The following is a 24,199-nucleotide window of genomic DNA, read 5'->3' on the forward strand; positions in this document are numbered from 1 at the left end:
CGCCCAAACAAACAGCGACCACCCCAGCAGGCAGAGCAATCGCAGGCGCTAGTCGTGCTGGTTTCGTGGTGGGGCAGGCGCGGTTTTGAAGCCCTCAGACTCTTCAATACAGTGCCACCGCGCCCACGACGAAATCGGCACCGCTTGCAACTTCGTGGCTAGTCACTCCGCGAACGAATGACGGGGGCAGGTGCCCCCTCACTCCACCGCAATCGACGCGCTCTTGATCAGCGCCTGGCTCCTACCCAGTTCCTCGCGGATGAGCCGGGCGGTCTCTTCGCCATTGCCGCTCTTCACAACAAAGCCCTGCGCGGCGAACAGTTCCTTGGCCTTGGGTGCGGCCAGCGCCTTGGCCATCGCCTGCTGTAGCCGCGCGATGATGTCCCTGGGCAAGCCGGCAGGGCCGACCAGCGCGATCCAGGCATCGTAGGCATAGTCCTTGACGCCGGACTCCGCCAGGGTCGGCACGCCGGGCAGGCTATCCAGCCGCGCCGGGGTGCTGACCGCCAGGGCTCTCAGCTTGCCGGCCTTGATCTGCGGCAAGGCGGATGGCGTGGCCAGGAAGGCGGCATTGATCTGCCCGCCAAGCACATCGGTCATCAGTGTGTTCACTCCCTTGTAGGGCACGTGCAGCATATCGATGCCAGCCTTGGCTTTCAGCAATTCGCCGGCCAGGTGGAGCACGCTCCCTTTGCCGGAGGAACCGTAGCTCAGGCTGCCAGGATGGGCGCGCGCCGCGGCGATCAGTTCCTGCGCTGTTTTGTACGGCGAGCCCGCACCTACCACCAGCACCAGCGGCGTCGTGCCGATCAGCGCCACGGCCGTGATGTCCTTTACGCTGTCGTAGGGAATATTGCGATACAAGCCGGGGTTGATGGCATGGTTGGACGACACCACCGCGAGCGTGTAGCCGTCGGCGGCGGCGGACACCAGTTGCCGCGTGCCGGGAATGCCGGCCGCCCCTGGAATGTTCTCCACGTAAAACGGCTGCCCGAGGTCCTGGCCCAGCCCCTCGGCCACCACACGCGCGACCACGTCGGCGGTGGAGCCCGGCGAATTCGGCACGATCAGTCGCACGGTCCTGGCGGGATATTTGTCAGCGGCGTGGACGGCGGGCGCGCCGATGACCGGCAGTGCGGCTGCCGCGGACAGCATGGCGGTGGCGGCAAAAAGCCGCCCCGCCGCACGCAGGGCGCGCGAGGTGATGGGGAACATGTCTGTCTCCTGTGAATGCTGTGAATGCTGTGCATGGCGGCCGGGATCTGTCGCCCCGCTCAGGTGCCGCAATGCCCCCGCTGCCGCGGGGGCCTGGGGTGAAAGGCTACGGCGCAGGCCGGGCGGTACTGGCCTGCAATTGCCGGAAGGTGCTGATCTGCCCGGCCAGCGCGCTCGCAGCCACCGTGTAGGGGCTGGCCAGCCAGACCTGGCCCGGCCCCGAGCGGCCGGGGAAGTTGCGGTTGATGGCGCTGATGGTGACCTGCTCGCTGGTGGTGGAAGCGCCCGGGCCGCAGTTGGCGCATGAGCCGCAGCCCGGCATGACCAGGGTGGCGCCGGCGGCGGCGAAGGTGTCCATGTAGCCGCGCGCTTCGCAGTAGTCCTTCACGCCGAGGGTGCCGAACTGCAGGAAGAGCCGGGTGCGCGGCGATACCTTGAGCCCATGCTCCAGGCCCCAGCGCAACACCTCGTGGTAGTAGTCGAAATCCTCTCGCTTGCCGGCGGTGCAGGATCCGCCGTAGGCGATGTCCACCGGCACCGGCTGGTCCAGCGTGTCCGCCGCGATGCCGTTGCCGGGATCGCCCGGGCGCGCAACCATGGGCGCGATGACGCCTGCGTCGATGCGGATCACGTCGCGGTACGTTGCGCCTGCATCGCTGCGCATCCAGTCCTCGACTGCGAAGTCGACGCCACGCCGCGCCTTCAGGAAGGCCACGGTCTTGTCGTCGGGTTCGACGATGCCGGTGAAGCCGCCCAGCTCGGCGACCATATTTGTCAGCGTGGCGCGCTCGTCGATCGACAAGGCACGTACCGTGCTGCCGGCATATTCGAACACCATGCCGATGGCGCCGCCGGAGCGGATCGCGTCCATCTGCAGCAGGTAGAGCACGATGTCCTTGGCCGTCACGCCCTCGGCCAGCTCGCCCTCGACCTCCACGCGCAGCGTCTCCGGCACCTTGCAGCGCACGTAGCCGGTGACCCAGCTATTGGCGACATCCGTGGCGCCGGCGCCGAACGCCAGGCAGCCGAGCGCGCCGGAATGCGGCGTGTGCGAATCGGTGCCCACCACCACCTGCCCCGGCAACGCGTACTGCTCCGCCATCAGCGCGTGGCAGATACCTTCCGAGCCCGGTGTTTCGCCAGGAAGCGCGTTATGCGAGCGCACCGGATAGTCGTGCGCAAAACTGCTATGTCCCTGCATCAGGTTAGCCACACCGGGCAGCAGGCCGTCGCGCACATGCGGAAAGCTCTGGGCAGCCAGCACCAGGTGGTCCTGGAAGGCAATGATGTGGTCGGGCCGGTGCAACGCCGCCGGCTTGCCAAAGGCGCGATGCATCAGGTGCGCGCACATGCCGGTGAAATAGTCGTGCGAGAAACGCCAGTCCGCCGCCACGAACACGCCCTCGCCCCGCTCGGCAGGCCCCGTGCCGGCGAGCAGGTGACGGGCGATGATTTTTTCCACCAGGGTGCGCGGCGCGGTGTGGCCACCTGCCTGCACGCCCTGCCCGCCCGGTGCGCCCTCGCCGGCCGCTGGCCAGTTTGCGGCGCGGCTATAGGCCAGCAGGCCGCCTGCACGGATCACCTGCCGGGTCAGCGCGTCGCGCCCGGTCAGAAAGGTCTCGATGGGGATCGCCTCGCCCGCCAGCACCCTGTCGAGCACGGTGAAATCGGTGGTGGTGAGAATGCCGATGTTGTCGCAGTTCTGCTGGTAGATGCGCTCGAAGCTTTCCGCCACGATCAGGCGGATGCCTGCCGACAGTTCGGCCAGCGGACTGGACTCGCGCGACGAGCCTTTGCCGTAGCGCTTGCCCGCCACCGTGACCGCAAAGCCGCCATTGCGCACGGCATCGCGGCCGATGGGCTGCTCGCCGCCAGCCTGGAAGCCCACGTAGGGGAATTGCCCGAGGCGTTCGTCGTAGGTGAGCATCACCGTGACCGGGGTGATCTCGTCAGTGGAGATGTTGTCGCGCAGCGGGCCCGCCGCGGCCAGGGTCATCGGCATGCCCTCAAGCTGGGCGCGCACGCAGGCGGGGTCTTGCGACAGGTACAGCACGCGGCCGCTGAATCGAATGGTGTCTTCCATCGTGGGATTCTCGTTCTGATGGCCCCACTATATGTTTTGGCGCCGGACGGGCAAAGTGCGGAGTCGGCATGGCAGCCGTCTCGGTTCGAGACGGCTGCCCTGCCTGGCTATCGTTGCCATTGCCGATACCGCAATTGCCGCTATTGCCGATACCGCTATTGCCGGCAGAGAAACCCCACCAATGCCGCGGCACTGGCCGAAAGCTGCTCGCGTGACTGGAACACCACCACCAGTTGCCGCGTGGCCCAAGCATCCGCCAGCGGCCGCGCCGCCACGTCAAGCGTGTTCAGGTAAAGCTCGCCCACCTGGCGCGGCACGATGGCGATGCCCAGCCCGACATGCACCATGCGGCACAGCGCATCCAGGCTGGCCACCCGGATCTTGATCCTGAGCGCCGCGTTCAGGCGCGCTGCCTGTTCCGACAACAGCCGGCTCAGCGCGCTTTCATCCCGCAGCGCAACAAACGTCTCGCCCAGCAAGTCCGCGAAGCGCACCGCCGGCGCCGAGGCCAGCGGATGGCTGCCCGGCACCAGTACGCATAGCTGGTCCTCCCGGTACGGCAGCGAGACGAACTGCTCTACGCCTTGGATGGCGTTGCAAATACCAAAATCCGCACTGCGCTCGCCCACCATGCGCAGCACCTCGGGGCTGTGCTGTTCCTCCAGCTCGATGCCAACATCGGGATACACCCGGCCAAAGGCCGCCAGGTCCTCCGGCAGGAACTGCACGATGGCGCCGAGATTGCATACCATCCGCACATTCCCGCGCGCGCCCGAGGAAAAGCGCGACAATTCCGCCCCGAGCGCCTCGATATTGCCGATGATGGCCAATGCATGGCGCAGCACCGTCTCGCCCACTGGCGTGACCGTGATGCCGCGCGGATGCCGCTGGATCACCGGCAGGCCGATCATCGCCTCGATCTCGGCGATGCGGCGGCTGACCGCCGACGGTGCAATGAATTCACGCTCGGCGGCGCGGGCAATGTTCTGTTCCTGGCAGACGGCGACGAATAGCCGCAGCGAGGTCAGGTCAAGTTTTCTGAGCAGGTTGTCCATGGCTGCGATGCTACAACGATCGGGCATCGCTGACGATGCCGGACGACTAGCGCGCGGCACGCCCATGCGACGCTGGTTTGTGCCCCGCACAACGCGCTACTTCAATGTTGCGCGCAACGGGATGACGCGGCCGTGATAAGCATTATTCAGTCCGCCCTGTTGCTGCCGCACTCCCGACGGCGCAGAATCCGCGCCCCGGCGTGCACTTCCACGCCTAGAATAAAAGCTTGCATTGCCCCACAGATCACCAGCCCAGTCTTGCGTCGTAATCCGCGCCGGTGCCGTACTTCGTGCCCGCGCACTCATGAACGGAGACCTGGATTGCCGCTGCGCCTCGCCTTCCGGTTCTTCCCGTCTCGTTCGCCCGGCTGCCCAGGCTGGACGTGTCAGGCCGTGTATCTCGTCCGGACGCCGCCGCAGCGGCATCGGCGCATTCCCAAGGAAAATCCATGGCTAATTTCAGCCCTTCGCGCCGCACGTTCCTGAAGGCCAGCGTCGTGGCCGGGGTATCGGTGTATATCGCACCGATCGGCGGCAAGGCCTTCGCGGCCTTGTTCGAAGAAAAAATCCTGACCCCGGTCCAGTGGGACCCCAAGACCGGCGCCCCGAATTTCCGCATCGACGGCATGGCCAAGGTCACTGGCGACAAGGTCTTCGCCCGCGATATCCGTTCGCGTGACATGCCGCACTGGCCCAAGGCGCAATCGCACGCCTTCATCCTGCGCGCCACCAAGGCGGACCGCAGCTATGCGGGCTTCGACCTGGCGTTGCTGGGCGACGATCTCAAGCCCGACCGCGTAGTCACCGCCGCGGACCTGACGCGCGACGGCGTGGCCTTTCCCGCCTTCTATGGCGAGGACATGCTGCTGCCGGAAGGCAAGACGCCGGCCTATCTCGGTCATGCCGTGGCGATCCTGATCTATCACGATTTCGCCCGTTTCCGCTTTGCCAAGGACAAGCTCAAGTTCCACGACGAGATCATCCGCTACGGCGCCTCGACCGGCCCGCTGGAGCGCGATCCCTGGGGCACCTTCCGCTTCGTGCGGGTGGGCGGCGAGACGCCGTTCGACGATGATGTGTTTTCCAGCCTGAAGAATGCGCCTCTGTTCCCCAGCATGATGCGCAAGCACGAACCGGTCTGGCCCGACGGCAAGGACCACGGCCAGCTCGGCGAGCAGGGCATGTTCCACGCCGGCCAGATCCGCCAGCAACTGGACCAGCCACCGGCGGACTGGCTGGTGCTGGAGCGCGAGTACAACACGCAGTCCATCGATACCGCCGCGCTGGAACCGGACAACGCCAACTGCTGGTATGACGCCGGCACGCAGGCGCTGCACATGGTCGTGCCGACCCAGTCCCCCATCGAAGTCGGCGAAAGCGCGGCGGAGATGATGGCCAGGGCCAAGGGCGTGTTCCCGGTGAAGCAGGTGTTCGTCCATCCCTGCTACACCGTGGGCTATGGCTCCAAGGATCACTACAACTTCCCCTTCTATGGCCTGGTGACGGCGCTCTACGCCGACGGCAAGCCGGTGCGCCTGGCCAACGACCGCTACGAACAGTTCCAGACCGCGATCAAGCGGCACGCCTTCAGGATGCGCTACCGCATCGCGGTGGACAAGAACACCGGCCTGTTCCAGTCCTTCCAGGGCGACTTCGAGGCCAATGGCGGCGGCCGCGCCAACTTCTCGCCCTCGGTGGCAATGGTGGGCGCCACCGCGGCGCAGTCGATCTATTACTTCCCGAAGAACGACCTGACCGCCGTGGCCATCGCCTCGCGCGCCATTGATGCCGGCTCGGCACGCGGCTACGGCACACTGCAAAGCATGGCGGCCACCGAGATGATGGTCGACGAGTTCGCCGAGCAGCTCAAGCTCGACCCCATCGAGTTCCGCCTGAGGAACGCGCTGCGTTCGGGCATGAAGAATACGCAGGGCGCGATCCCCGCCGGCGCCATCCGCGTGGATGAAGTGCTGGAGGCGTCCAGGGCCCATCCGCTCTGGACCGGCCGCGCGAAGAAGAAGGCGGATTTCGAGGCGAGCCATCCCGGCTTGCGCTACGGCGTGGGTTTCGCCTGCGTGCAGAAGGACTTCGGCACCGGCGCGGAAGCCTCGTTCGCCAAGGTGGAGATGCGCGCCGACGGCACCATCGCCCTGCATCACTGCGGCGCCGAGATTGGCACCGGCATGTCGACCTCGCAGGCGGTGGCCGTGACGCGCTGGCTGGGCAAGCCAGCCACCGAAGTGCGCGTGGCGATCACCGACTGGCCCGACCTTCCCGTCACCGCCACCGGCGATCCTTACCTGATGAGCCAGGCCGACCAGGACAAGCTGTCGGCCAATCCGCGCTGGTCGCCGGCCTACGCCTCGCCTTCCAGCGCGACCAATTCAGCCTACTACTTCACCCACAGCACCCGGGAAGCCGCTCGCGTGGTCTTTATGCACGGGCTATGGCCCGCTGCCATGGCGATCTGGAGCCAGGGCGTCGGCGGCGGCCAGGCCGCCTCGCTGGTCGTACGCGTGGAGGATGCGCGCTGGGTCAAGGGCAAGCTCACCGCCGGCGGCCTGCAGGCGCTGCCCTACGAACAACTGGCGAGGAAGGCGCACGAGCTTGGCCTGGTCACGGGCGCCACGGTGCACGTGTTCAATCGATGGCAATGGAGCGAGGCTGATTTTGAGGTCGACGGCACGGCTGCCCGGCTGCCCATCGACGGGCTCTCGGTACGCTACGGCGATGGCGCGGATGCCGCGCGCAAGGCGCGGATGACCACCAGCGGCGGCTACCAGGTGCTGGACCGCAAGAAGGTCTACATCGCCCCGACCCAGCGCAACAACGCGAGTGTGACCTATTACAGCGCGGTGGCCACGCTGGTGGAGCTGTCGGTGGCCGAGGCCAGCGGCAAGGTGGATATCCTCAGCCACCACTCCATCATGGAATGCGGCTCGCAGTTGTCGCCGGAACTGGTGTCCGGGCAACTCCAGGGAGGCATCGCCATGGGCATCGGCCACGCGCTGCACGAGTTCCTGCCGCTCTATGAGGACGGGCCCGGCAACGGCACCTGGAACTTCAACCGCTACCACTTGCCGCGCGCCAGCGACGTGGCGGTGTGGTCGCAAACCGGGATAGTGCTGCCGCCCGTGTCCGACACCGATCCGCCCAAGGGCATCGCCGAAGTGGTGATGATTCCGGTGGTGGGCGCCATCGTCAACGGCATCGCGCATGCCATCGGCCATCGCTTTACCGCCCTGCCGGTCAGCGCCGAAAAGATTCAGGAGGTCCTGGCATGAGCATCGCCACCCAACCGCTTTCCCTCAACATCAACGGCAAGGACGTTGGCCCCATCGACGTGCCGGAAGGCCTGATGATGATCGACTTCCTGCACGAGTACCTGGAACTCACCGGCTCGCGCCTGGGCTGCGGCCAGGGCATCTGCCACGCCTGCGTGGTGATCCTGGACAAAGCCGACGGCAGCAGCGAGGAAGTGCGCGCCTGCATCACCGGCGCGCACTACTTCCAGGGCAAGAAGGTGCGCACGGTGGAAGGCCACGCCAGGCGCAACGACAAGGGCGAGGTGGTGGAACTGTCGCCGGTGCAGCAGAAGTTCCTGGAGCACTTCAGCTTCCAGTGCGGCTACTGTACGCCGGGCTTCGTCAACGGCGCGACCATCCTGGTGGAGCGGCTGAAGCGCCAGCCGGTAGCGCGGGACAAGGTCGACGAGACCATCACCGCGGCGCTCAACGACCATATCTGCCGCTGCACCGGTTACGTGCGCTACTTCGAAGCCGTCAAGGACGTGGTGGTCAACACCCCGGGCCTGGTAAAGGAAGACAAGTGATGATGAGCCAGCCCAACTTCCTCCGGCACGCGCGCGCCACGCTGGCGACAATGGCCGCGCTGGGCGCGGCCCTGCTGGCTGCCTGCGGCGACCGCGCCGCCCCGATCGACACCGCCGCCGACCAGCAACCCGCCACCAAGCTCTCTCCCGCCGACCAGATCGCCCGCGGACGCTACCTGGTGCGCGCCGCGGATTGCGGCGCCTGCCATACCAGCGCCCAGGGCGCGCCGTTTGCCGGCGGGGTGGAACTAGCCTCGCCATTTGGCACCTTTTACGGCACCAACATCACGCCGGACAAGGACCACGGCATCGGCAAGTGGAGCGCGGACGATTTCTACAAGGCGCTGCACGACGGGGTCACGCCGGACAAGCATCTCTACCCGGCCATGCCCTATACCTCGTATCGCGGCCTGTCGCGTGGCGACACCGATGCGATGTACGCCTACCTGATGCAGCTGAAACCAGCTGCGGTGGCCAACAGGCCGCACGATCTCAGCTTCCCGTACAACGTCCGTGTAGCGCTGCCCGGCTGGAACCTGCTGTTCCTGAAGGACCAGCTGCCCGACGCCTCCACCGGCCAGACCCCGCCCTGGCAGCGCGGCCGCTACCTGTCCAATGCACTGGGCCACTGCGCCGAATGCCACACGCCGCGCGCCGCGTTCGGCCGCCTGGACGCAGCCAAGCCACTGGCCGGCGCCGCGCTCGGCCGCGTGGCCGCGCCGGACATCACGCCCGCCGGCCTGGCCGCGCGCGGCTGGACGGGCGCCGACCTGCAGACCTTCTTCGCCACCGGCATGGCGCCGCAAGGCTCGGCTTACGGCGAGATGTTCCCCGTGGTCCATCTCAGCAGCCAGTACCTGAACAAGGCCGACCTCGCCGCGATGTCGACCTACCTGCTGGGCGACCAGCCGCCGCAGCCCCAGCCGCTCAAGCCGGTCAGCGCGGACGCGGCCCTGCTCAAACCCGGCCGCCAGCATTACCTGGCCGTCTGCGCCGGCTGCCACGGCCGCGAGGGCGAGGGCAAGCCGCACGTTGCGGTGGCGATGCTGGGCAATTCCACCGTGCGCAGCGCCGACCCGCACAACCTGATCGTATCCATGCTCGACGGCATCGAAGCCCAGAAATTCCCCGGGCTGGAGAGCCTGCAGGACATGCCCGGCTTTGCGTCGCGCATGAGCGACGCGGAGCTTGCCGACCTGGCCAACTACCTGCGGGCGAGCTACGGCGGACAACCCGGCGATGTGAGCGCGGACAAGGTGAAGGCCCTGCGCGCGGAAGCGGGCAAGGGCCATTGAGGGAGCGCGCGGGCGCGGACGTGCCGGCGCCCTGCCCGGTTCACGGGACGTTGCACTCCGAAGGGTTGGGGCTCAGGAAGGCTGACAGGCGCTCAGGCGCCGTCGAGGAAGGGGTTGCGCTGGCCCAGGCGCGTCCCGAGCGCATCGGGAGCCAGGCTCATGCTGGCGGAGTCCGTTGGCGGGTTGGGGCTGCGGGCCAGCGTCGGGTCGACCGGTGCGGGCGCCAGGCCCGGCTGAACCGGCTGTTCGGCACTTTGCGCATAAGGATCGCGTGCGGCCGGCAGCGTCGCCTGGGCCGACTGCGCTGCCGCCGGCATGGCTTGCACAGGCTGCGCGGATGGCACCGACTGGGCGGATTGCATAGGCTGGGTGGATTGCAGCGGCTGAGTCATCGGCATCGGCTGGGCCGGTTGAATGGGCTGGGCCTGCTGCGCGAACAGCGGGTAGGACGCGATCATCGCGCCAGCCATCAACAGGGATTTCGCCAGATGTTGCTTCATTCGGGTACCTCCAAAAAACGCCTTCAGGCATGGGAAGGACCACTGTAGCGCCGAGGTACCTGACATTTTGTTTGATTTTGCAACAGTCATTTACCAGCGTTGCCATCGACGCCACGGCGCGTTATCCGCGCGCGCTCGATCGTTGTGCTGCCACCAGAGAGCGGGGACGACTGGCTAGTGTGCCGGGCACCCGAAGCTGCCAGGCGCTTCCTGATCCTCTGCACCGCTGACCGCATGGAGGGCAGCTCTCCGTGGCGATGGCCCCTCTCCTGCTCCCTGGATCCTCGTTGGCGTGATCCATTGCGACAGTGCTGCGCTCTGTTGGACCGATGCCGCCTGCGGTATAGTCCTCGCGTTCAATTTCGGCGGAGAGACAGCATGGCGGAGAAAAAGGTTCGCGTGTCGCATATCGGTGTTCCCGGCGACCTGAGTGTATTGAAACTCAAATCGTATCTGCGGACGGCCTTTGCCAATGCGGCGCAAACGGAGAAAACGGAGAAAACGGAGAGTGAGGCGGAGATCCTGCTGGTCAAGGTGCTTGTGCCCCGCCCGCTCGGCTTGCGTGCGGGGGAGAAGCTATTGGACAAGGTGCTGCAAGGCATCGTCGACAAGGATTCCCGCGTTACCCGCGTCTCGGTTGAGTTCGTCGATGGCGAAGTTACGCAGCAGACCATTGACGCCAGCATGGCGAGGATCCAGAAGGAACTGGATGAGTTCGGGCACGTCTTGCACGAACGTTCAGAGGATGCGGGCCGGGATTGATCCACGCCACGGCGCATGGCAAATGCAGCTCTCCATGCAAAGCGCAAATCGCATCGACACACCAAACGGATCTTCCGCCGAGACTTCGCTATCTTCCTGGCGTTGCGCGCCGAGGCGGGCAAGGAGCACTGAGGGAGAGGGCCGGCGACAACGCACAGCAGACCGCACAGATGCTGCATGGCCATGCCGCGGTCGAGCGCGTCTACTATCCGGGCCTGCCCTCTCACCCCGGCCACGAGATCGCGCGTGGCCAGATGCGGCTGTCCGGCGGCATCCTGTCGCTCGAACTGCGTGGCGGCCGGCCAGCGGCACGGCGATTCCTGGACCGGCTGACACTGGTCACGCAGGCGGTCTCCGTGGGCGATGCCGACTCGCTCGCCTGCCATCCCGCCTCCACCAAGTCGAGGATGCGCCGGACCTGCTGGCGGATATTGCGCAGGCGCTGGCTTAACGCAGCCAGGGCCCATCGGGTTCCATGCGCACGCCATAGTGCTCCAGCCCCCGCGCGTGCCGCTCCGGCGAGATCGCGCGCAGCGCGGCAATTGCCACGTGGTACCGGTCGATCTCGAAGAAGCGCCGCAGCGCCGCGCGCGTATCGCTGCGCCCGAAGCCATCCGTGCCCAGGGCGGTGAACGGCGCGGGCAGGTACGACGCGATAAGCTGCGCATAGGCCCGTACGTAATCGGTGGCGGCAATGACCGGGGTTGCGCCCGGCAGGCAGCGCTGCAAATGGCTTTCCGTTTCGCCACCGCTGGCGAACAGGCTGTCGCGCTCGCATTCGCGGGCGTCCCTGGCCAGTTCGGAGAAGCTGGTCACGCTCCAGATCTCCGACTTGATATCCCAGTCGCTCGCCAGCAGGTCCGCGGCGGCGATGACTTCGCGCAGGATGGCGCCCGAGCCGAGCAGCCTCACGCTGGTGGCGGCGCCTTCGGGACCGCGCGTGCCGTAAAGGTACATGCCCTTGATCACGTCGTCGTGCGCGTCCTCGCGCAACGGCGCCTGCACGTAGTTCTCGTTGTTGACGGTCAGGTAGTAGAACTCGTCGCGCTGTTCTTCCAGCATGCTGCGCGCGCCGTGATGGATGATGACCGCTGCCTCGCTGGCGAAGGCCGGATCGTAGGCGCGGCAGTTCGGCACCGTGGCGGCAATCAGTTGGCTGGTGCCATCCTGGTGCTGCAGGCCTTCGCCGGCAAGGGTGGTGCGCCCGGCCGTGGCGCCGATCAGGAAGCCCCGCGCGCGCTGGTCCGCCGCCGCCCAGATCAGGTCGCCGACGCGCTGGAAGCCAAACATCGAGTAATAGATGTAGAAGGGCAGCATGGCCACGCCGCTCACGCTGTATGACGTGGCTGCGGCCGTCCACGAGGCCAGCGCCCCGGCTTCGGTAATGCCCTCTTCCAGCAACTGCCCTTGCTGGCTTTCCTTGTAGTACAGCATCGAACCGGCATCCTCCGGCTCGTAGAGCTGGCCCATGGGCGAGTAGATGCCGATCTGCCGGAAGAGGTTGGCCATGCCGAAGGTGCGCGCCTCGTCCGCCACGATGGGCACCACGCGCGGGCCGACGGTCTTGTCCTTGATCAGGTTGGTGAACAGCCGGACCACGCCGGTGGTGGTGGAGACCGCGCGGTCGTCCGGCTCCATGGCGAAGCGGCCGTACTGCATAAGTTCCGGCATGCGCAGCGCGGGCGCGGTCCGCGCGCGCGCCGGCAGGTAACCGCCCAGCGCCTGGCGGCGCGCGCGGAGGTAGGCCATCTCGGGACTGTCCTCGGCCGGCTTGCAGAAACGCAGCGCCGCCACGGCATCGTCGTCCAGCGGCAGCGCAAAGCGGTCGCGGAAGGCCAGCAGCGCGTCGATGTCCAGCTTCTTCTGCTGGTGCGCCGTCATGCGGGATTCGCCCGCCTCGCCCATGCCGTAGCCTTTCTTGGTCTTGGCGAGGATCACCGTCGGCCGGCCCTTGTGTTCCTGCGCGGCGCGGAATGCGGCATACAGCTTGCGGAAATCATGCCCGCCCCGGCGCAGCGCATCGATATCCGCGCTGCTCATGCTGGCGGCCAGCGCTTTCAGTTCGGGGTCGCGGTTGAAGAAGTGCGCGAGGTTGTAATCACCATCCTTGGCGCCAAGGTTCTGGTATTCGCCATCCACCATCGCGGCGAAGCGCCGCAGCAGCGCGTGGCTGGTATCGCGGGCGAACAGGGCATCCCACTCGGAACCCCAGACCACCTTGACCACGTTCCAGCCGGCGCCGCTGAACAGTGCTTCCAGCTCATTGATCACCTGCCCATTGCCGCGCACCGGGCCATCGAGGCGCTGCAGGTTGCAGTTGATGACGAAGGTCAGGTTGTCGAGCTTCTCGCGCGCGGCGAGCGAGAGCGCGGCGAGCGATTCCGGTTCATCCATTTCGCCGTCGCCGAACACGCCCCAGACGCGGCGCGCCGCGGTGTCGGCAATGCCGCGATGGCCGAGGTAGCGCAGGAAGCGCGCCTGGTAGATGGCGCTGATCGGGCCAATGCCCATCGAGCCGGTCGGGAACTGCCAGAATTCCGGCATCAGCCAGGGGTGCGGATAGGAGGAGAGTCCACCGCCGCCTGTTTCCTGCCGGTAGCTGGCAAGTTGGGCTTCGGACAGCCGTCCTTCAAGGAAGGCGCGCGCATAGACACCCGGCGCGGAATGCGGCTGGAAGTAGACCAGGTCGCCCTTGCGCTCGCCCTCGTCCGCGCGGAAGAAGTGATTGAAGCCCACTTCGAAGATCTCGGCGGCGGAAGCATAGCTGGCCAGGTGGCCGCCAAGTTCTCCATAGGCCTTGTTGGCGCGGACCACCATGGCCAGCGCATTCCAGCGGATGATCGAGGTCAGTTTTTGTTCGAGCGCCAGGTCGCCGGGATAGCGTTGCTGTTCGCCCACGCCGATCGTGTTCTGGTAGGCCGAATACGGATTCGCCCTTGGCCCCAGGCCGAGATGGCTCGCATGCTCGGCAAGGCGTTCCAGCAGGAAGCGCGCGCGCGGGGCACCGCTGGCGCGGAAGACGCCGGCCAGGGCGTCGAGCCATTCCCGGGTCTCTACGTGGTCGGCGTCGTCATCCCGGCCTGCGTCCGTGGCGGTTGGTTTTTCCAGTGCGCTCATTGGCGGTCTCCGTGGGGCTTCGTTGTTCTATTGCCGGCGACAGCGTCAATGGCGGCGCATCGCCTAGTGCTCTTGCGTCCGGTCGGCTTCGGCTGCCTGCAGCGCGAAGTCCGGCCATGAATCCATTCTAGGGATGGGCCTGCCGCATAAGCTGCCGAATTCACCGGTCCGGATACTCATGCGCAGTGGAGCATGCTGCGGCGGGCCCGGTTTCCCCGCGCTTGTGCTGACTGGCCCCGGAAGCGCCCGCGGGCGCATCTGGCGGGACGGCCCGTTGCGCCGCAGCTGAAATGCAGGAAGCGCGCCAGATGCAACCGCTGGCCGGGCCGGTCGCCAGCGGATTCGGCATTGCCCTGATGCCGGCTTCGCCGGGTGCCTGGCAGCAGGCGGACATGGCGTTTCCGCCAATCAGCCTCGGCGCGCCCGGCAGCCTCCGGCGCGTCGTCCCGCCCGCGCGCCTCGGCTTGCATCGTCTGCCTTTATACTGCGGCATGGCCTACGATCTCACCGACAAACTCGTCATCGGCATCTCGTCCCGAGCGCTATTCGACCTCGAGCACGAGAACGGCATCTATCAATCCGAAGGCGTGGCTTCCTACTCCGCCTACCAGCGCCAGCATGAGGACGAGCCCCTGCTGCCGGGCACGGCGTTCCCGCTGGTGCAGGCGCTACTCGAACTCAATCACCTGATCCCGGACCGCAGGCTGGTCGAGGTGGTGGTGATCTCGCGCAATTCGCCCGACACCGGGCTGCGCGCGTTCAACGCCATCGAGACCCACCGGCTGGACATCACCCGCGCGGCCTTCACCGGCGGCGAGCCGATCTCGCGATACCTGCAGGCCTTCAAGGTAGACCTGTTCCTCTCGCGCGAAGCCTCCGACGTACAGGCCGCCATCGACGGTGGCGTGGCCGCGGCCCAGCTTTATGCCGCGCCCGCCGACTATCACGCCCCCGCCGGCCAGATCCGCATCGCCTTCGACGGCGATGCCGTGCTGTTCTCGCCCGAGTCCGAGCAGATCTTCAAGCAGAAAGGGCTGGAGGCCTTTACCCGGCATGAGCAGAAACACCGCCACAAGGCCATGGCCGAGGGGCCGTTCGCCAAGCTGCTGCTCCGGCTGGCGGAGATCCAGGCGCATTTCGAGCCGGGACAGTGCCCGGTGCGCATCGCCATCGTGACTGCGCGCAACAGCCCGGCGCACACGCGGGTGGTGCATACCTTGCGGGCGTGGAACGTCAGTATCGACGAGGCGTTCTTCCTGGGCGGGCTGCCCAAGGACCAGGTCCTGCAGGCCTTCGGCGCGCATATGTTCTTCGATGACCAGGAGGGCCATGTGGAACTGGCTTCGGCGGTGGTGCCGTCGGGGCGGGTGCCTTATAAGGGCGGCGAACTGGGCGGCGGCAAGCGGCGTACAGCTGCGCGCAAGCGGGTGACGAACCCGCAGGCCGATGCGCCCCCTGGACACACGCCTGAGTCCGCTGCCTCTTCCGTTAAATGAAGACGTTCGCCCTTTACCTCGTCACCGCCTGCGCGGAAATCCTCGGCTGCTATCTGCCTTACCTGTGGCTGCGCCAGGGCGCCAGCGCCTGGATCCTGATCCCCGGCGCCCTGGCGCTGGTGTTGTTTGCCTGGCTGCTGTCGTTGCACCCGGACGCGTCCGGGCGGGTCTATGCGGCTTATGGCGGGGTTTACATCGCGGGCGCAANGGCGGGATTTACATCGCGGTCGCAATCGCGTGGTTATGGCTGGTGGATGGGGTGCGGCCGAGCCACTGGGATCTGGCCGGGGTGGCGGTGGCGATTGCGGGCATGGCGATTATCGTGTTGCAGCCACGGTGAGATAAAGCGGGCATGGATAGGTACGAGGCTGCAGGCACGGCCTCGCTATAATGAAGTCCGCGCCCCCCCGCGGACGGCACTTTTTTGCTTTGACGGTCCGCCGCTGCCTGATTCTTATGATGACCTTGATTGAAGCGTTCGGTCTTGTCGAACGCCTGCCTGCCAGAGAACGCCTGATAGTTGGCCGCCCGAACGAGGAGCGCACGTCCTGGTCCGCCGGAAGCATTGAGAGCTCGGACCTGGTAAATGACCTTGACCCGAGCGTGATTCAAGTCATCGACGAATTCCGCGCTGGCAATCGCAATCTCAGGGTGATCATCTTCAGAAAAGGCGATGCCGTCGATCTCGTGGTGGCGATGGGCGTCGACTCCCTGGACGCCATTGCAGATGCGCTTGCGATTGCCGATCAGGAGCGGGCGCGCCGCCGCACTCGCTGACCGGCACGGTGCATCCGGGGCCGCTCAGGCCGCCACGCGCACCGCCTCGCCCCGATACCGTGCCAGCAGCTCCTCCCGGCGTGCCGCCACTTTTTCCATATTGGCTTCCTTGACATGCCCGAAGCCACGGATGTCGTCGGGCAGGCTGGCCAGCGCCACCGCCGTGTCCAGGCGATCGGCACTCAACGTCGTGCCAAACTCTTGCACCATGGCGATGTAATCCTCGATCAGCTTGCGTTCCGCGCGCCGCTCGGCGGTCTTGCCGAACACGTCGAAGGCAGTGCCGCGCAAGCCCTTGGCGCGTGCCAGCAAACGGAACGCGGTCAGCATGGCCGGGCCGAAGCGGCGCTTGACCAGATGGCCATGTGAGTCCCGCTTTGCCAGCAGCGGGGGGGCCAGGTGGAAGCTGAGCTGGTAGTCGCGGCCAGGTTCGCCTTCGAACTGCGCGCGCAGTTTGTCCAGGAAGGCGGGGTCGGCGTACAGGCGGGCGACCTCGTACTCATCCTTGTAGGCCATCAGCCTGGCCAGGTTGCGCGCCACGGCTTCGCTGAGCGGCAGGCGGGCATTGGCACCCACGCGCTTCTCGGCGGCGCGCACGCCGTCGACCACGGCGCGGTACCTGGCGGCGTACGCCGGGTTCTGGTAAGCCGTGAGCAGGGCTTCGCGCTGGCGGATGACGCTATCGAGCGTTTCCGGCATGGCCACCACCTGCGCGCGCGGCGCCATCTGCAATTGCGCGCTCAGCGCCGCTTCGCCATGGTGCGCCAGATAGCGCCCCCAGTCGAAGGCCAGCAGGTTCTTCTCGACCGACACGCCGTTCAGCTCGATGGCCCGCACCAGGCTGTCACGCTGCAGCGGCACCCAGCCTTTCTGCCAGGCAAAGCCGAGCAGCAGCGGGTTGGAGTAGATCGAATCGGCCAGCAACTTCACGGCCCAGGCATTGGCATCGATAAAGGCGCAGGCTTCGCCGACGCTGGCGCGCAGGTCTTGCTCGGCCGAGGCGCCCGGGAACTTCCAGTTCGGGTTCTTGATGAAGTCGGCGGTCGGCGTGTTTGCGCTATTGATGGCGGCCGCCGTCACGTCGACACGGGTCTTGGACAGGACTTCGGGCGAGGCCGAGACGATGGCGTCGCAGCCGATCACCAGCCGCGCCTCGCCGGTGGCGATACGGGTAGCATGCAGCGCGGCGGGAGTCGGCGCGATCTGCACATGGCTGATCACCGCGCCCCCCTTCTGCGCCAGGCCGGCCATGTCGAGCACGGTCACGCCCTTTTGCTCCAGGTGGGCAGCCATGCCGAGCAGGCCGCCGATGGTGACCACGCCAGTGCCGCCGACACCCGTTACCAGCACGCCGTAGGGCCGTTCCAGCGTGGGCAGCGCCGGCTGCGGCAGCGCGCTGAAATCGGCGAGCGCGCCCTTGCCGCCCGCCGCGGCCGGCTTGCGCACCTGAGCGCCTTCAGCGGTGACAAAACTCGGGCAGAAGCCGTTGACGCAGGAGAAGTCCTTGTTGCAGGAGGACTGGTTGATCTTGCGCTTGGTGCCCAGCGGCGTCTCCAGCGGCTCCACCGACAGGCAGTTGGACTTGACCGAGCAATCGCCGCAGCCTTCGCAGACCGCGTCGTTGATGAAGGCGCGCCTGGCGGGATCGGCCATGGTGCCGCGCTTGCGGCGGCGGCGCTTCTCGGTGGCGCAGGTCTGGTCGTAGATCAGGATGGTGACGCCGGCGGTGTCGCGCAGCTGGACCTGGATGTCGTCGAGCCGGTCGCGGTGATGCACCGTGACGCCGCCGGGCAACATGCTGCCGTCGCCGTATTTCTCCGGCTCGTCGGTCACCACCACGATCTTGCTGGCGCCTTCGGCCAGCACCTGGTGCGCAATCTGCGGCACGGTCAGCACGCCGTCCACGGGCTGGCCGCCGGTCATCGCCACGGCGTCGTTGAAGAGGATCTTGTAGGTGATGCAGGCCTTGGACGCGATGGCCGCGCGGATCGCCAGCAGGCCCGAGTGGAAGTAGGTGCCGTCGCCAAGATTGACGAACACATGCTTCTCGCCGGTGAAATGCATCTGGCCGGTCCACGCCACGCCTTCACCGCCCATCTGGCTGAAGGTGTCGGTATTGCGGTCCATCCACATCGCCATATAGTGGCAGCCGATGCCGGCGAGCGCGCGCGAGCCTTCTGGCACGCGGGTGGACGTATTGTGCGGGCAGCCCGAGCAGAACCAGGGCTTGCGCTCCACCGAGATGCGCGGGCGCGCGGCTTCACGCTCCTTGGCCTCGATCAGCGCCACGCGCGCGGCGATGCGTTCGCGCACGTCGGACGGCAGGTCGCTCTTCTCCAGCCGGGTGGCGATGGCCTTGGCGATCAGCGCCGGCGATAGCTCATAGTGCGCCGGCAGCAGCCAGTTGCCGCGCGGCAGCGACCATTCGCCGCCGTGGTTGCCGCGCTCGTCGAACTTGCCGTAGACCTTGGGGCGCACGTCGTCGCGCCAGTTGTAGAGTTCTTCCTTGAGCGCGTATTCGAGGATCTGGCGCTTCTCTTCCACCACCAGGATCTCTTCCAGGCCGGTGGCGAAGTCGCGCGCGTCGTGCGCGTCCAGCGGCCACACGCAGCCCACCTTGAACACGCGGATGCCGATGCGGCGGCAGGTGTCGTCGTCCAGGCCGAGGTCCGACAGCGCCTGGCGCACATCGAGGTAGGCCTTGCCGGCGGTCATGATGCCGAAGCGCGCGTTGGGCGAATCCAGCACCACGCGGTTGAGCTTGTTGGCGCGGATATAGGCCAGCGCCGCATACCATTTGTGGTCGAGCAGGCGGGCTTCCTGCGCCAGCGGCGGGTCGGGCCAGCGGATATTGAGGCCGCCTTCCGGCATGGCGAAGTCCTCCGGCAGCACGATCTTCACGCGTTCGGGATCGACCTCGACCGAAGCCGTGGATTCCACCACGTCGGTCACGCATTTCATCGACACCCACAGGCCGGAGTAGCGGCTCATGGCCCAGCCATGCAGGCCATAGTCGAGATATTCCTGCACGTTGGACGGATACAGCACCGGGATGCCGGAAGCCAGCAGCACGTGTTCGGACTGGTGCGCCACCGAGGACGACTTGGCGGCGTGGTCGTCGCCCGCCAGCACCAGCACGCCGCCATGCTTCGACGAGCCGGCGGAATTGGCGTGCTTGAGCACGTCGATGGAGCGATCCACCCCCGGGCCCTTGCCGTACCACATCGAGAACACGCCGTCGCGGGTGGCGTCGGGGAACAGGTTGACCTGCTGGGTGCCCCACACGGCGGTGGCCGCCAGGTCCTCGTTCACGCCGGGCTGGAACACCACGTCGCTGGCGGCCAGGTGTTTCTTGGCCTTCCACAGCGCCTGGTCCACCCCGCCCAGCGGCGAGCCGCGATAGCCCGAGATAAAGCCGGCGGTATTCAGCCCGGCAGCGCGGTCGCGCGCCTTTTGCAGCATGGGCAGGCGCACCAGCGCCTGGGTGCCGCTGAGATAGACGCGGCCTTTTTCCAGGGTGTATTTGTCGTCGAGGGTAACCGACGCCAGGGCATCTTGCTGGGCTTGGGATAGGGGGGCATTCATCGATGCTGTCTCCGTACGCTCTTATGGGGCTGGAGCTGAGTGTAGGAAGGCGCGCCGATATCGTAAAATCACGAATTCAGAGAGCAGGTATCTGAAAAACGCATAGCTGGAGCGCACATGGCGAAAGAACGGCACGGCAAGGAAGCGGGCGGGCAGCGCATTGCCAAGGAAATCACCTTGCGGCAGTTCCGCTACTTCGCGGCGGCGGCGGAAACCGGGCAGTTCTCGATGGCGGCCACGGCCGAGCATGTGTCGCAATCGGCCATTACCAATGCCGTGCTGATGCTCGAGCAGCAGCTCGGCGTGCGTCTCTTCGATCGCTTGCCGCACGGCGTGGCACTGACGGCGGAGGGCCACCGGCTGCACCAGCGCGCCCGCCAGATCCTCGACGCCGTGCAGGACACCCTGCGCGAGCCGCGCTTCCAGGCGCACAACCTGCAGGGCAAAGTCCGGCTGGCGGCATCCTATACCGTGCTGGGCTACCTGCTGCCGGGACTGCTGGCGCGCTTTCGCACCAACTATCCGGATGTGGATTTCGACCTGCACGACATGGACCGCCCGGGCATCGAGCAGGCCGTGCTGTCCGGGGAGATCGAGTTGGGCATCGGCCTGCTGTCCAATATCGAAAAGCTGCCGCGGTTTGCCCACCACACGCTGATCCGCTCGCGGCGGCAGCTCTGGGCGTCGCCGTCGCACCCTTTGCTGGCTCTGCCGCGCCTGACGCTGAAGGATATCGCGGCGCACCCCTACATCCTGCTCACGGTGGATGAAGGCGAGCGCTCCACGCTGCGCTACTGGCGTAGCAAGCGGCTGGCGCCGTCGATCGCGTTTCGCACCAGTTCGATGGAAGCGCTGCGCGGCCTGGTGGCGCACGGCTTCGGCGTGACCGTGCTGTCCGACATGGTGTACCGCCCGTGGTCGCTGGAGGGCAGGCAGATCGAGGCAAGGCCGATTGCCGACGGCGTGCCGGACATGGAAGTCGGGCTGCTGTGGCAGCCCGGGCGCAAGCTGGAGAAGGCGGCGGACGCCCTGCGCGAGTTCCTGATCCACACCAGCGGCAGCTGACTGCGCCGCTGCGCCACATCGCCACACCGACTGCTCCAGATTGGAACACCGCCTCGCGCCGTGGCACATCGGCCACAGCCGGCATAGCCCGGGCAAGCGCCGTCTTTGCCCGGTTTCCGGCGTTCTCGCGCCGTGATGTCCGCCGGGCACAGCTCTTGCGGAAGGATATCCGTGCGCAAACAACGCGGCACGACACGCAGTACAGAGCGAAATCACAAATCGGAGCGAGACATGAACATGGCGGAAATCGCCCAGCTGGGCGTTGCGTATCCCTACAAGGAACAGTACGAAAACTATATCGGCGGCGCCTGGATGGCCCCGGCCGATGGCCAGTACTTCGAAGCCATCTCGCCGGTCACCGGCAAGACCTTCACGCGCGTGCCGCGCTCCAACCAGAAGGACGTGGACGCCGCGCTGGACGCGGCGCACCGCGCCAAGGGCGCCTGGGGCCGCACCTCCACCACCGAGCGCGCCAACATCCTGAACCGCATCGCTGACCGCATCGAGGCCAACCTGGTCACGCTGGCGGTGGCCGAGACCATCGACAACGGCAAGCCCATCCGCGAAACCACGGCGGCCGACCTGCCGCTGGCGGTAGACCACTTCCGCTATTTCGCCGGCTGTATCCGTGCGCAGGAAGGCGGCATCTCCGAGATCGACCACGACACCGTGGCCTATCACTTCCATGAGCCTCTCGGCGTGGTCGGCCAGATCATCCCGTGGAATTTCCCGCTCCTGATGGCCACGTGGAAGCTGGCGCCCGCGCTGGCGGCCGGCAACTGCGTGGTGCTCAAGCCCGCGGAACAAACCCCGGCCTCGATCCTGGTGCTGATGGAAATCATCGGCGACCTGCTGCCGCCGGGCGTGCTCAATGTGATCAACGGCTTCGGCCTGGAAGCCGGCAAGCCGCTGGCATCCAGCTCGCGCATCAGCAAGATTGCCTTTACCGGCGAGACCACCACAGGCCGGCTGATCATGCAGTACGCCGCGCAGAACCTGATCCCGGTCACGCTGGAACTGGGCGGCAAGTCGCCGAACATCTTCTTCGAGGATGTGCTGTCCGCCGACGATGCCTACTTCGACAAGGCACTGGAAGGCTTCGCCATGTTCGCGCTGAACCAGGGCGAAGTCTGCACCTGCCCGTCGCGCGCGCTGATCCAGGAGTCGATCTACGAACGCTTCATGGAACGCGCGCTCAAGCGCGTGGCTGCAATCAAGCAGGGCCACCCGCTCGACAAGACCACCATGATCGGCGCGCAGGCCTCGCAGGAGCAGCTGGAAAAGATCCTCTCCTACATCGACCTGGGCAAGCAGGAAGGCGCGCAATGCCTGATCGGCGGCGAGCGCAACGCGCTGGGCGGCGACCTGTCCAGCGGCTACTACGTCAAGCCCACGGTATTCGCCGGCCATAACAAGATGCGCATCTTCCAGGAAGAAATCTTTGGCCCGGTGGTTTCTGTCACCACCTTCAAGGATGAAGAGGAAGCGCTGGAAATCGCCAACGATACGCTCTACGGCCTGGGCGCCGGCGTATGGACGCGCGACGGCGCGCGCGCCTTCCGCATGGGCCGCGGCATCCAGGCTGGCCGCGTGTGGACCAACTGCTATCACGCCTATCCGGCGCATGCGGCCTTCGGCGGCTACAAGCAATCCGGCATCGGGCGCGAGAACCATCGCATGATGCTGGACCACTACCAGCAGACCAAGAACCTGCTGGTGAGCTACAGCCCGAACGCGCTCGGCTTCTTTTGATATAGCGCAAGAATGGGCGCATCCGCCCATGCCATGATCGGCATGGCGCCCGCGCTGCCGGCCTCCTCTGCCGCGCAGCGCGGGCGTCCTTGCCAACAGCATCAGGAGTCGAGATGACAGCGATGATGAAAGCCGCCGTGGTGCGCGAATTCGGCGCCCCGCTCACGATCGATGAAGTACCGGTGCCGCAACCTGGACGCGGCCAGATCCAGGTCAAGATCGAAGCCTCGGGCGTATGCCACACCGACCTGCACGCCGCCGAAGGCGACTGGCCGGTCAAGCCCACCCTGCCCTTTATCCCCGGCCACGAAGGCGTGGGCTTTGTATCGGCGGTAGGCGCCGGCGTGACCCGCGTGAAGGAAGGCGACCGCGTCGGCGTGCCTTGGCTGTACAGCGCCTGCGGCTATTGCGAGCACTGCCTGCAGGGCTGGGAAACCCTGTGCGAAAAGCAGGAAAACACCGGTTACTCGGTCAACGGCGGCTATGGCGAATACGTGGTTGCCGATCCCAACTACGTAGGGCTGCTGCCTGACAGCGTGGGCTTTGTCGAGATCGCGCCCATCCTGTGCGCGGGCGTCACCGTCTACAAGGGCTTGAAAGTTACCGATACGCGCCCCGGGCAATGGGTGGTGATCTCCGGCATCGGCGGGCTTGGCCATGTGGCGGTGCAATATGCGCGCGCCATGGGCCTGCGCGTGGCGGCGGTGGATATCGACGACAAGAAACTCGAGCTCGCCCGCAAGCTGGGGGCCGAGGTCACGGTCAATGCGCGTACGACCGATCCCGTGGCGTTCCTGCAAAAGGAAATCGGCGGCGCGCACGGCGTGCTGGTGACCGCGGTTTCGCCCAAGGCGTTCGGCCAGGCCATCGGCATGGTGCGGCGCGGCGGCACGGTTGCGCTGAACGGCTTGCCGCCGGGAGACTTCCCCACGCCGATTTTCGATGTGGTGCTCAAGGGCATTACCATCCGCGGCTCCATTGTCGGCACCCGCAGCGACCTGCAGGAATCGCTCGATTTCGCGGCTCATGGAGCGGTCAAGGCAACCGTGTCCACCGCGCCGCTGGAGAAGATCAACGAGATCTTCACGCGCATGCGCGCCGGCGATATCGAAGGCCGGGTGGTGATGGACTTTGCTGCCTGAGGTTTGCGGTCTGAACGATCGCCTTAATGATCGCATGGACGATCGCCTGAACGGTCTGTAGGCAAGGAGCCTCCCGATGTCCAACGCTGATGCCACTTCGCCCGATGCGGTGCAACGCGTCGTTGCCACCCCTGCCGCGCTTGCGCTGATCGAGCGCTTGCGCGCTCAGCATGGCGCGTTGATGTTCCACCAGTCAGGGGGGTGCTGCGATGGCAGCGCGCCGATGTGCTATCCGGATGGCGAACTGATTATCGGCGATGCCGACGTTTGCCTCGGCGAGATTGGCGGCGCGCGGTTTTATATGACGCGGGCGCAGTTCGAGTACTGGCAGCATACGCGGCTGGTGATTGATGTGGTGGCTGGGTCGGGGGGGATGTTTTCGCTGGAGGGGCCGACGGGGATGCGGTTTTTGACGCGGTCGGAGTTGTTTGGCGATGAGGAGGTGGAGAGGTTGGTTTCTCCTTTTCCTTCTCCTTCTCCTTCTCCTTCAGATTCAACTTCAACTTCAAAGGCTTAAAGTCAA

At 66.3% G+C, this 24,199-nt stretch carries 17 protein-coding genes and 2 pseudogenes; 13 read left to right on the top strand and 6 right to left on the bottom strand.

Going from position 1 to position 24,199, the window contains the following annotated elements; genetic code table 11:
- Positions 1-198: 198 nt before the first annotated feature.
- The 3 genes from CF70_RS29655 to CF70_RS29665 all read right to left on the bottom strand — a co-directional run bounded on the left by CF70_RS29655 (position 199) and on the right by CF70_RS29665 (position 4,353).
- Positions 199-1,215, bottom strand: coding sequence for a Bug family tripartite tricarboxylate transporter substrate binding protein (locus CF70_RS29655; RefSeq protein WP_081862418.1), 1,017 nt, complete (start codon positions 1,213-1,215; stop codon positions 199-201).
- A 106-nt stretch (positions 1,216-1,321) separates the two neighbouring features.
- On the bottom strand, positions 1,322-3,298 hold the full coding sequence (locus CF70_RS29660) for an aconitase family protein (RefSeq protein WP_035873992.1): 1,977 nt from the start codon (positions 3,296-3,298) through the stop codon (positions 1,322-1,324).
- Positions 3,299-3,453: 155 nt separating this feature from the next.
- Complete coding sequence (locus CF70_RS29665; RefSeq protein ID WP_035873997.1) at positions 3,454-4,353, bottom strand: LysR family transcriptional regulator; 900 nt, start codon at positions 4,351-4,353, stop codon at positions 3,454-3,456.
- A 449-nt stretch (positions 4,354-4,802) separates the two neighbouring features.
- Between CF70_RS29665 and CF70_RS29670 the strand changes: the two genes are divergently transcribed.
- The 3 genes from CF70_RS29670 to CF70_RS29680 are packed head-to-tail and all read left to right on the top strand — an operon-like array spanning position 4,803 to position 9,480.
- Positions 4,803-7,637: a xanthine dehydrogenase family protein molybdopterin-binding subunit gene (locus tag CF70_RS29670; RefSeq protein ID WP_035874006.1), complete on the top strand. Its 2,835-nt coding sequence runs from the start codon at positions 4,803-4,805 to the stop codon at positions 7,635-7,637.
- Positions 7,634-8,185, top strand: coding sequence for a (2Fe-2S)-binding protein (locus CF70_RS29675; RefSeq protein WP_035874009.1), 552 nt, complete (start codon positions 7,634-7,636; stop codon positions 8,183-8,185). Before CF70_RS29670 ends, CF70_RS29675 begins: the two co-directional genes overlap by 4 nt.
- Positions 8,185-9,480 carry a c-type cytochrome gene (locus CF70_RS29680; protein ID WP_235185260.1) on the top strand — a complete coding sequence of 432 codons (1,296 nt, stop codon included), beginning with the start codon at positions 8,185-8,187 and terminating at the stop codon, positions 9,478-9,480. Before CF70_RS29675 ends, CF70_RS29680 begins: the two co-directional genes overlap by 1 nt.
- 92 nt (positions 9,481-9,572) lie before the next feature.
- Here the strand turns inward: CF70_RS29680 and CF70_RS29685 are convergent, their stop codons facing one another.
- Entirely contained in the window at positions 9,573-9,980 is a 408-nt protein-coding gene (locus CF70_RS29685; protein WP_035874017.1) for a hypothetical protein, read from the bottom strand.
- Between the two features lie 378 nt (positions 9,981-10,358).
- Here CF70_RS29685 and CF70_RS29690 point away from each other — a divergent pair, with 378 nt between their 5' ends.
- Together CF70_RS29690 and CF70_RS39110 are read left to right on the top strand one after the other, a co-directional pair.
- Entirely contained in the window at positions 10,359-10,742 is a 384-nt protein-coding gene (locus CF70_RS29690; RefSeq protein WP_035874028.1) for a hypothetical protein, read from the top strand.
- Positions 10,739-11,131, top strand: a pseudogene (locus CF70_RS39110) (PLP-dependent transferase); the annotation flags it as partial. The gene CF70_RS29690 and the pseudogene CF70_RS39110, both read left to right, overlap by 4 nt.
- A 58-nt stretch (positions 11,132-11,189) precedes the next feature.
- Here CF70_RS39110 and mdeB read toward each other — a convergent pair.
- The gene (gene mdeB, locus CF70_RS29695; protein WP_035874031.1) at positions 11,190-13,859 is read right to left on the bottom strand and encodes an alpha-ketoglutarate dehydrogenase; all 2,670 of its coding nucleotides are present in this window, start codon (positions 13,857-13,859) and stop codon (positions 11,190-11,192) included.
- A 491-nt stretch (positions 13,860-14,350) separates the two neighbouring features.
- On the opposite strand from mdeB, the gene CF70_RS29700 reads away from it, so the two are divergent.
- The 4 genes and pseudogenes from CF70_RS29700 to CF70_RS29705 all read left to right on the top strand — a co-directional run bounded on the left by CF70_RS29700 (position 14,351) and on the right by CF70_RS29705 (position 16,132).
- The gene (locus CF70_RS29700; RefSeq protein WP_051649232.1) at positions 14,351-15,355 is read left to right on the top strand and encodes a 5'-nucleotidase; all 1,005 of its coding nucleotides are present in this window, start codon (positions 14,351-14,353) and stop codon (positions 15,353-15,355) included.
- Positions 15,352-15,562 (top strand): YnfA family protein (locus tag CF70_RS38425; protein WP_235185261.1); only part of this gene is annotated, 211 nt, incomplete at its 3' end. The genes CF70_RS29700 and CF70_RS38425, both read left to right, overlap by 4 nt.
- A gap of 1 nt (position 15,563) precedes the next feature.
- Positions 15,564-15,695 (top strand): annotated as a pseudogene (locus CF70_RS38430) (hypothetical protein); the annotation flags it as partial.
- Positions 15,696-15,811: 116 nt separating this feature from the next.
- Positions 15,812-16,132, top strand: a complete 321-nt coding sequence (locus tag CF70_RS29705; protein WP_152561956.1) for a hypothetical protein — start codon at positions 15,812-15,814, stop codon at positions 16,130-16,132.
- A gap of 24 nt (positions 16,133-16,156) precedes the next feature.
- On the opposite strand, the gene CF70_RS29710 is transcribed toward CF70_RS29705, so the two are convergent.
- The gene (locus tag CF70_RS29710) at positions 16,157-19,717 is read right to left on the bottom strand and encodes an indolepyruvate ferredoxin oxidoreductase family protein (protein ID WP_035874037.1); all 3,561 of its coding nucleotides are present in this window, start codon (positions 19,715-19,717) and stop codon (positions 16,157-16,159) included.
- 117 nt (positions 19,718-19,834) lie between these two features.
- Here CF70_RS29710 and CF70_RS29715 point away from each other — a divergent pair, with 117 nt between their 5' ends.
- From CF70_RS29715 to CF70_RS29730, 4 genes are all read left to right on the top strand, one after another.
- Positions 19,835-20,782, top strand: a complete 948-nt coding sequence (locus tag CF70_RS29715; protein WP_051649224.1) for a LysR family transcriptional regulator — start codon at positions 19,835-19,837, stop codon at positions 20,780-20,782.
- Between the two features lie 231 nt (positions 20,783-21,013).
- Positions 21,014-22,534, top strand: a complete 1,521-nt coding sequence (adh, locus tag CF70_RS29720) for an aldehyde dehydrogenase (RefSeq protein WP_035874040.1) — start codon at positions 21,014-21,016, stop codon at positions 22,532-22,534.
- A 113-nt stretch (positions 22,535-22,647) separates the two neighbouring features.
- Positions 22,648-23,676, top strand: a complete 1,029-nt coding sequence (gene adhP / locus CF70_RS29725) for an alcohol dehydrogenase AdhP (protein WP_035874044.1) — start codon at positions 22,648-22,650, stop codon at positions 23,674-23,676.
- A 76-nt stretch (positions 23,677-23,752) separates the two neighbouring features.
- On the top strand, positions 23,753-24,193 hold the full coding sequence (locus CF70_RS29730) for a DUF779 domain-containing protein (protein ID WP_051649227.1): 441 nt from the start codon (positions 23,753-23,755) through the stop codon (positions 24,191-24,193).
- Positions 24,194-24,199: the final 6 nt, after the last annotated feature.

The sequence above is a fragment of the Cupriavidus sp. SK-3 genome (assembly GCF_000611145.1).
Taxonomy (GTDB): Bacteria; Pseudomonadota; Gammaproteobacteria; order Burkholderiales; family Burkholderiaceae; genus Cupriavidus.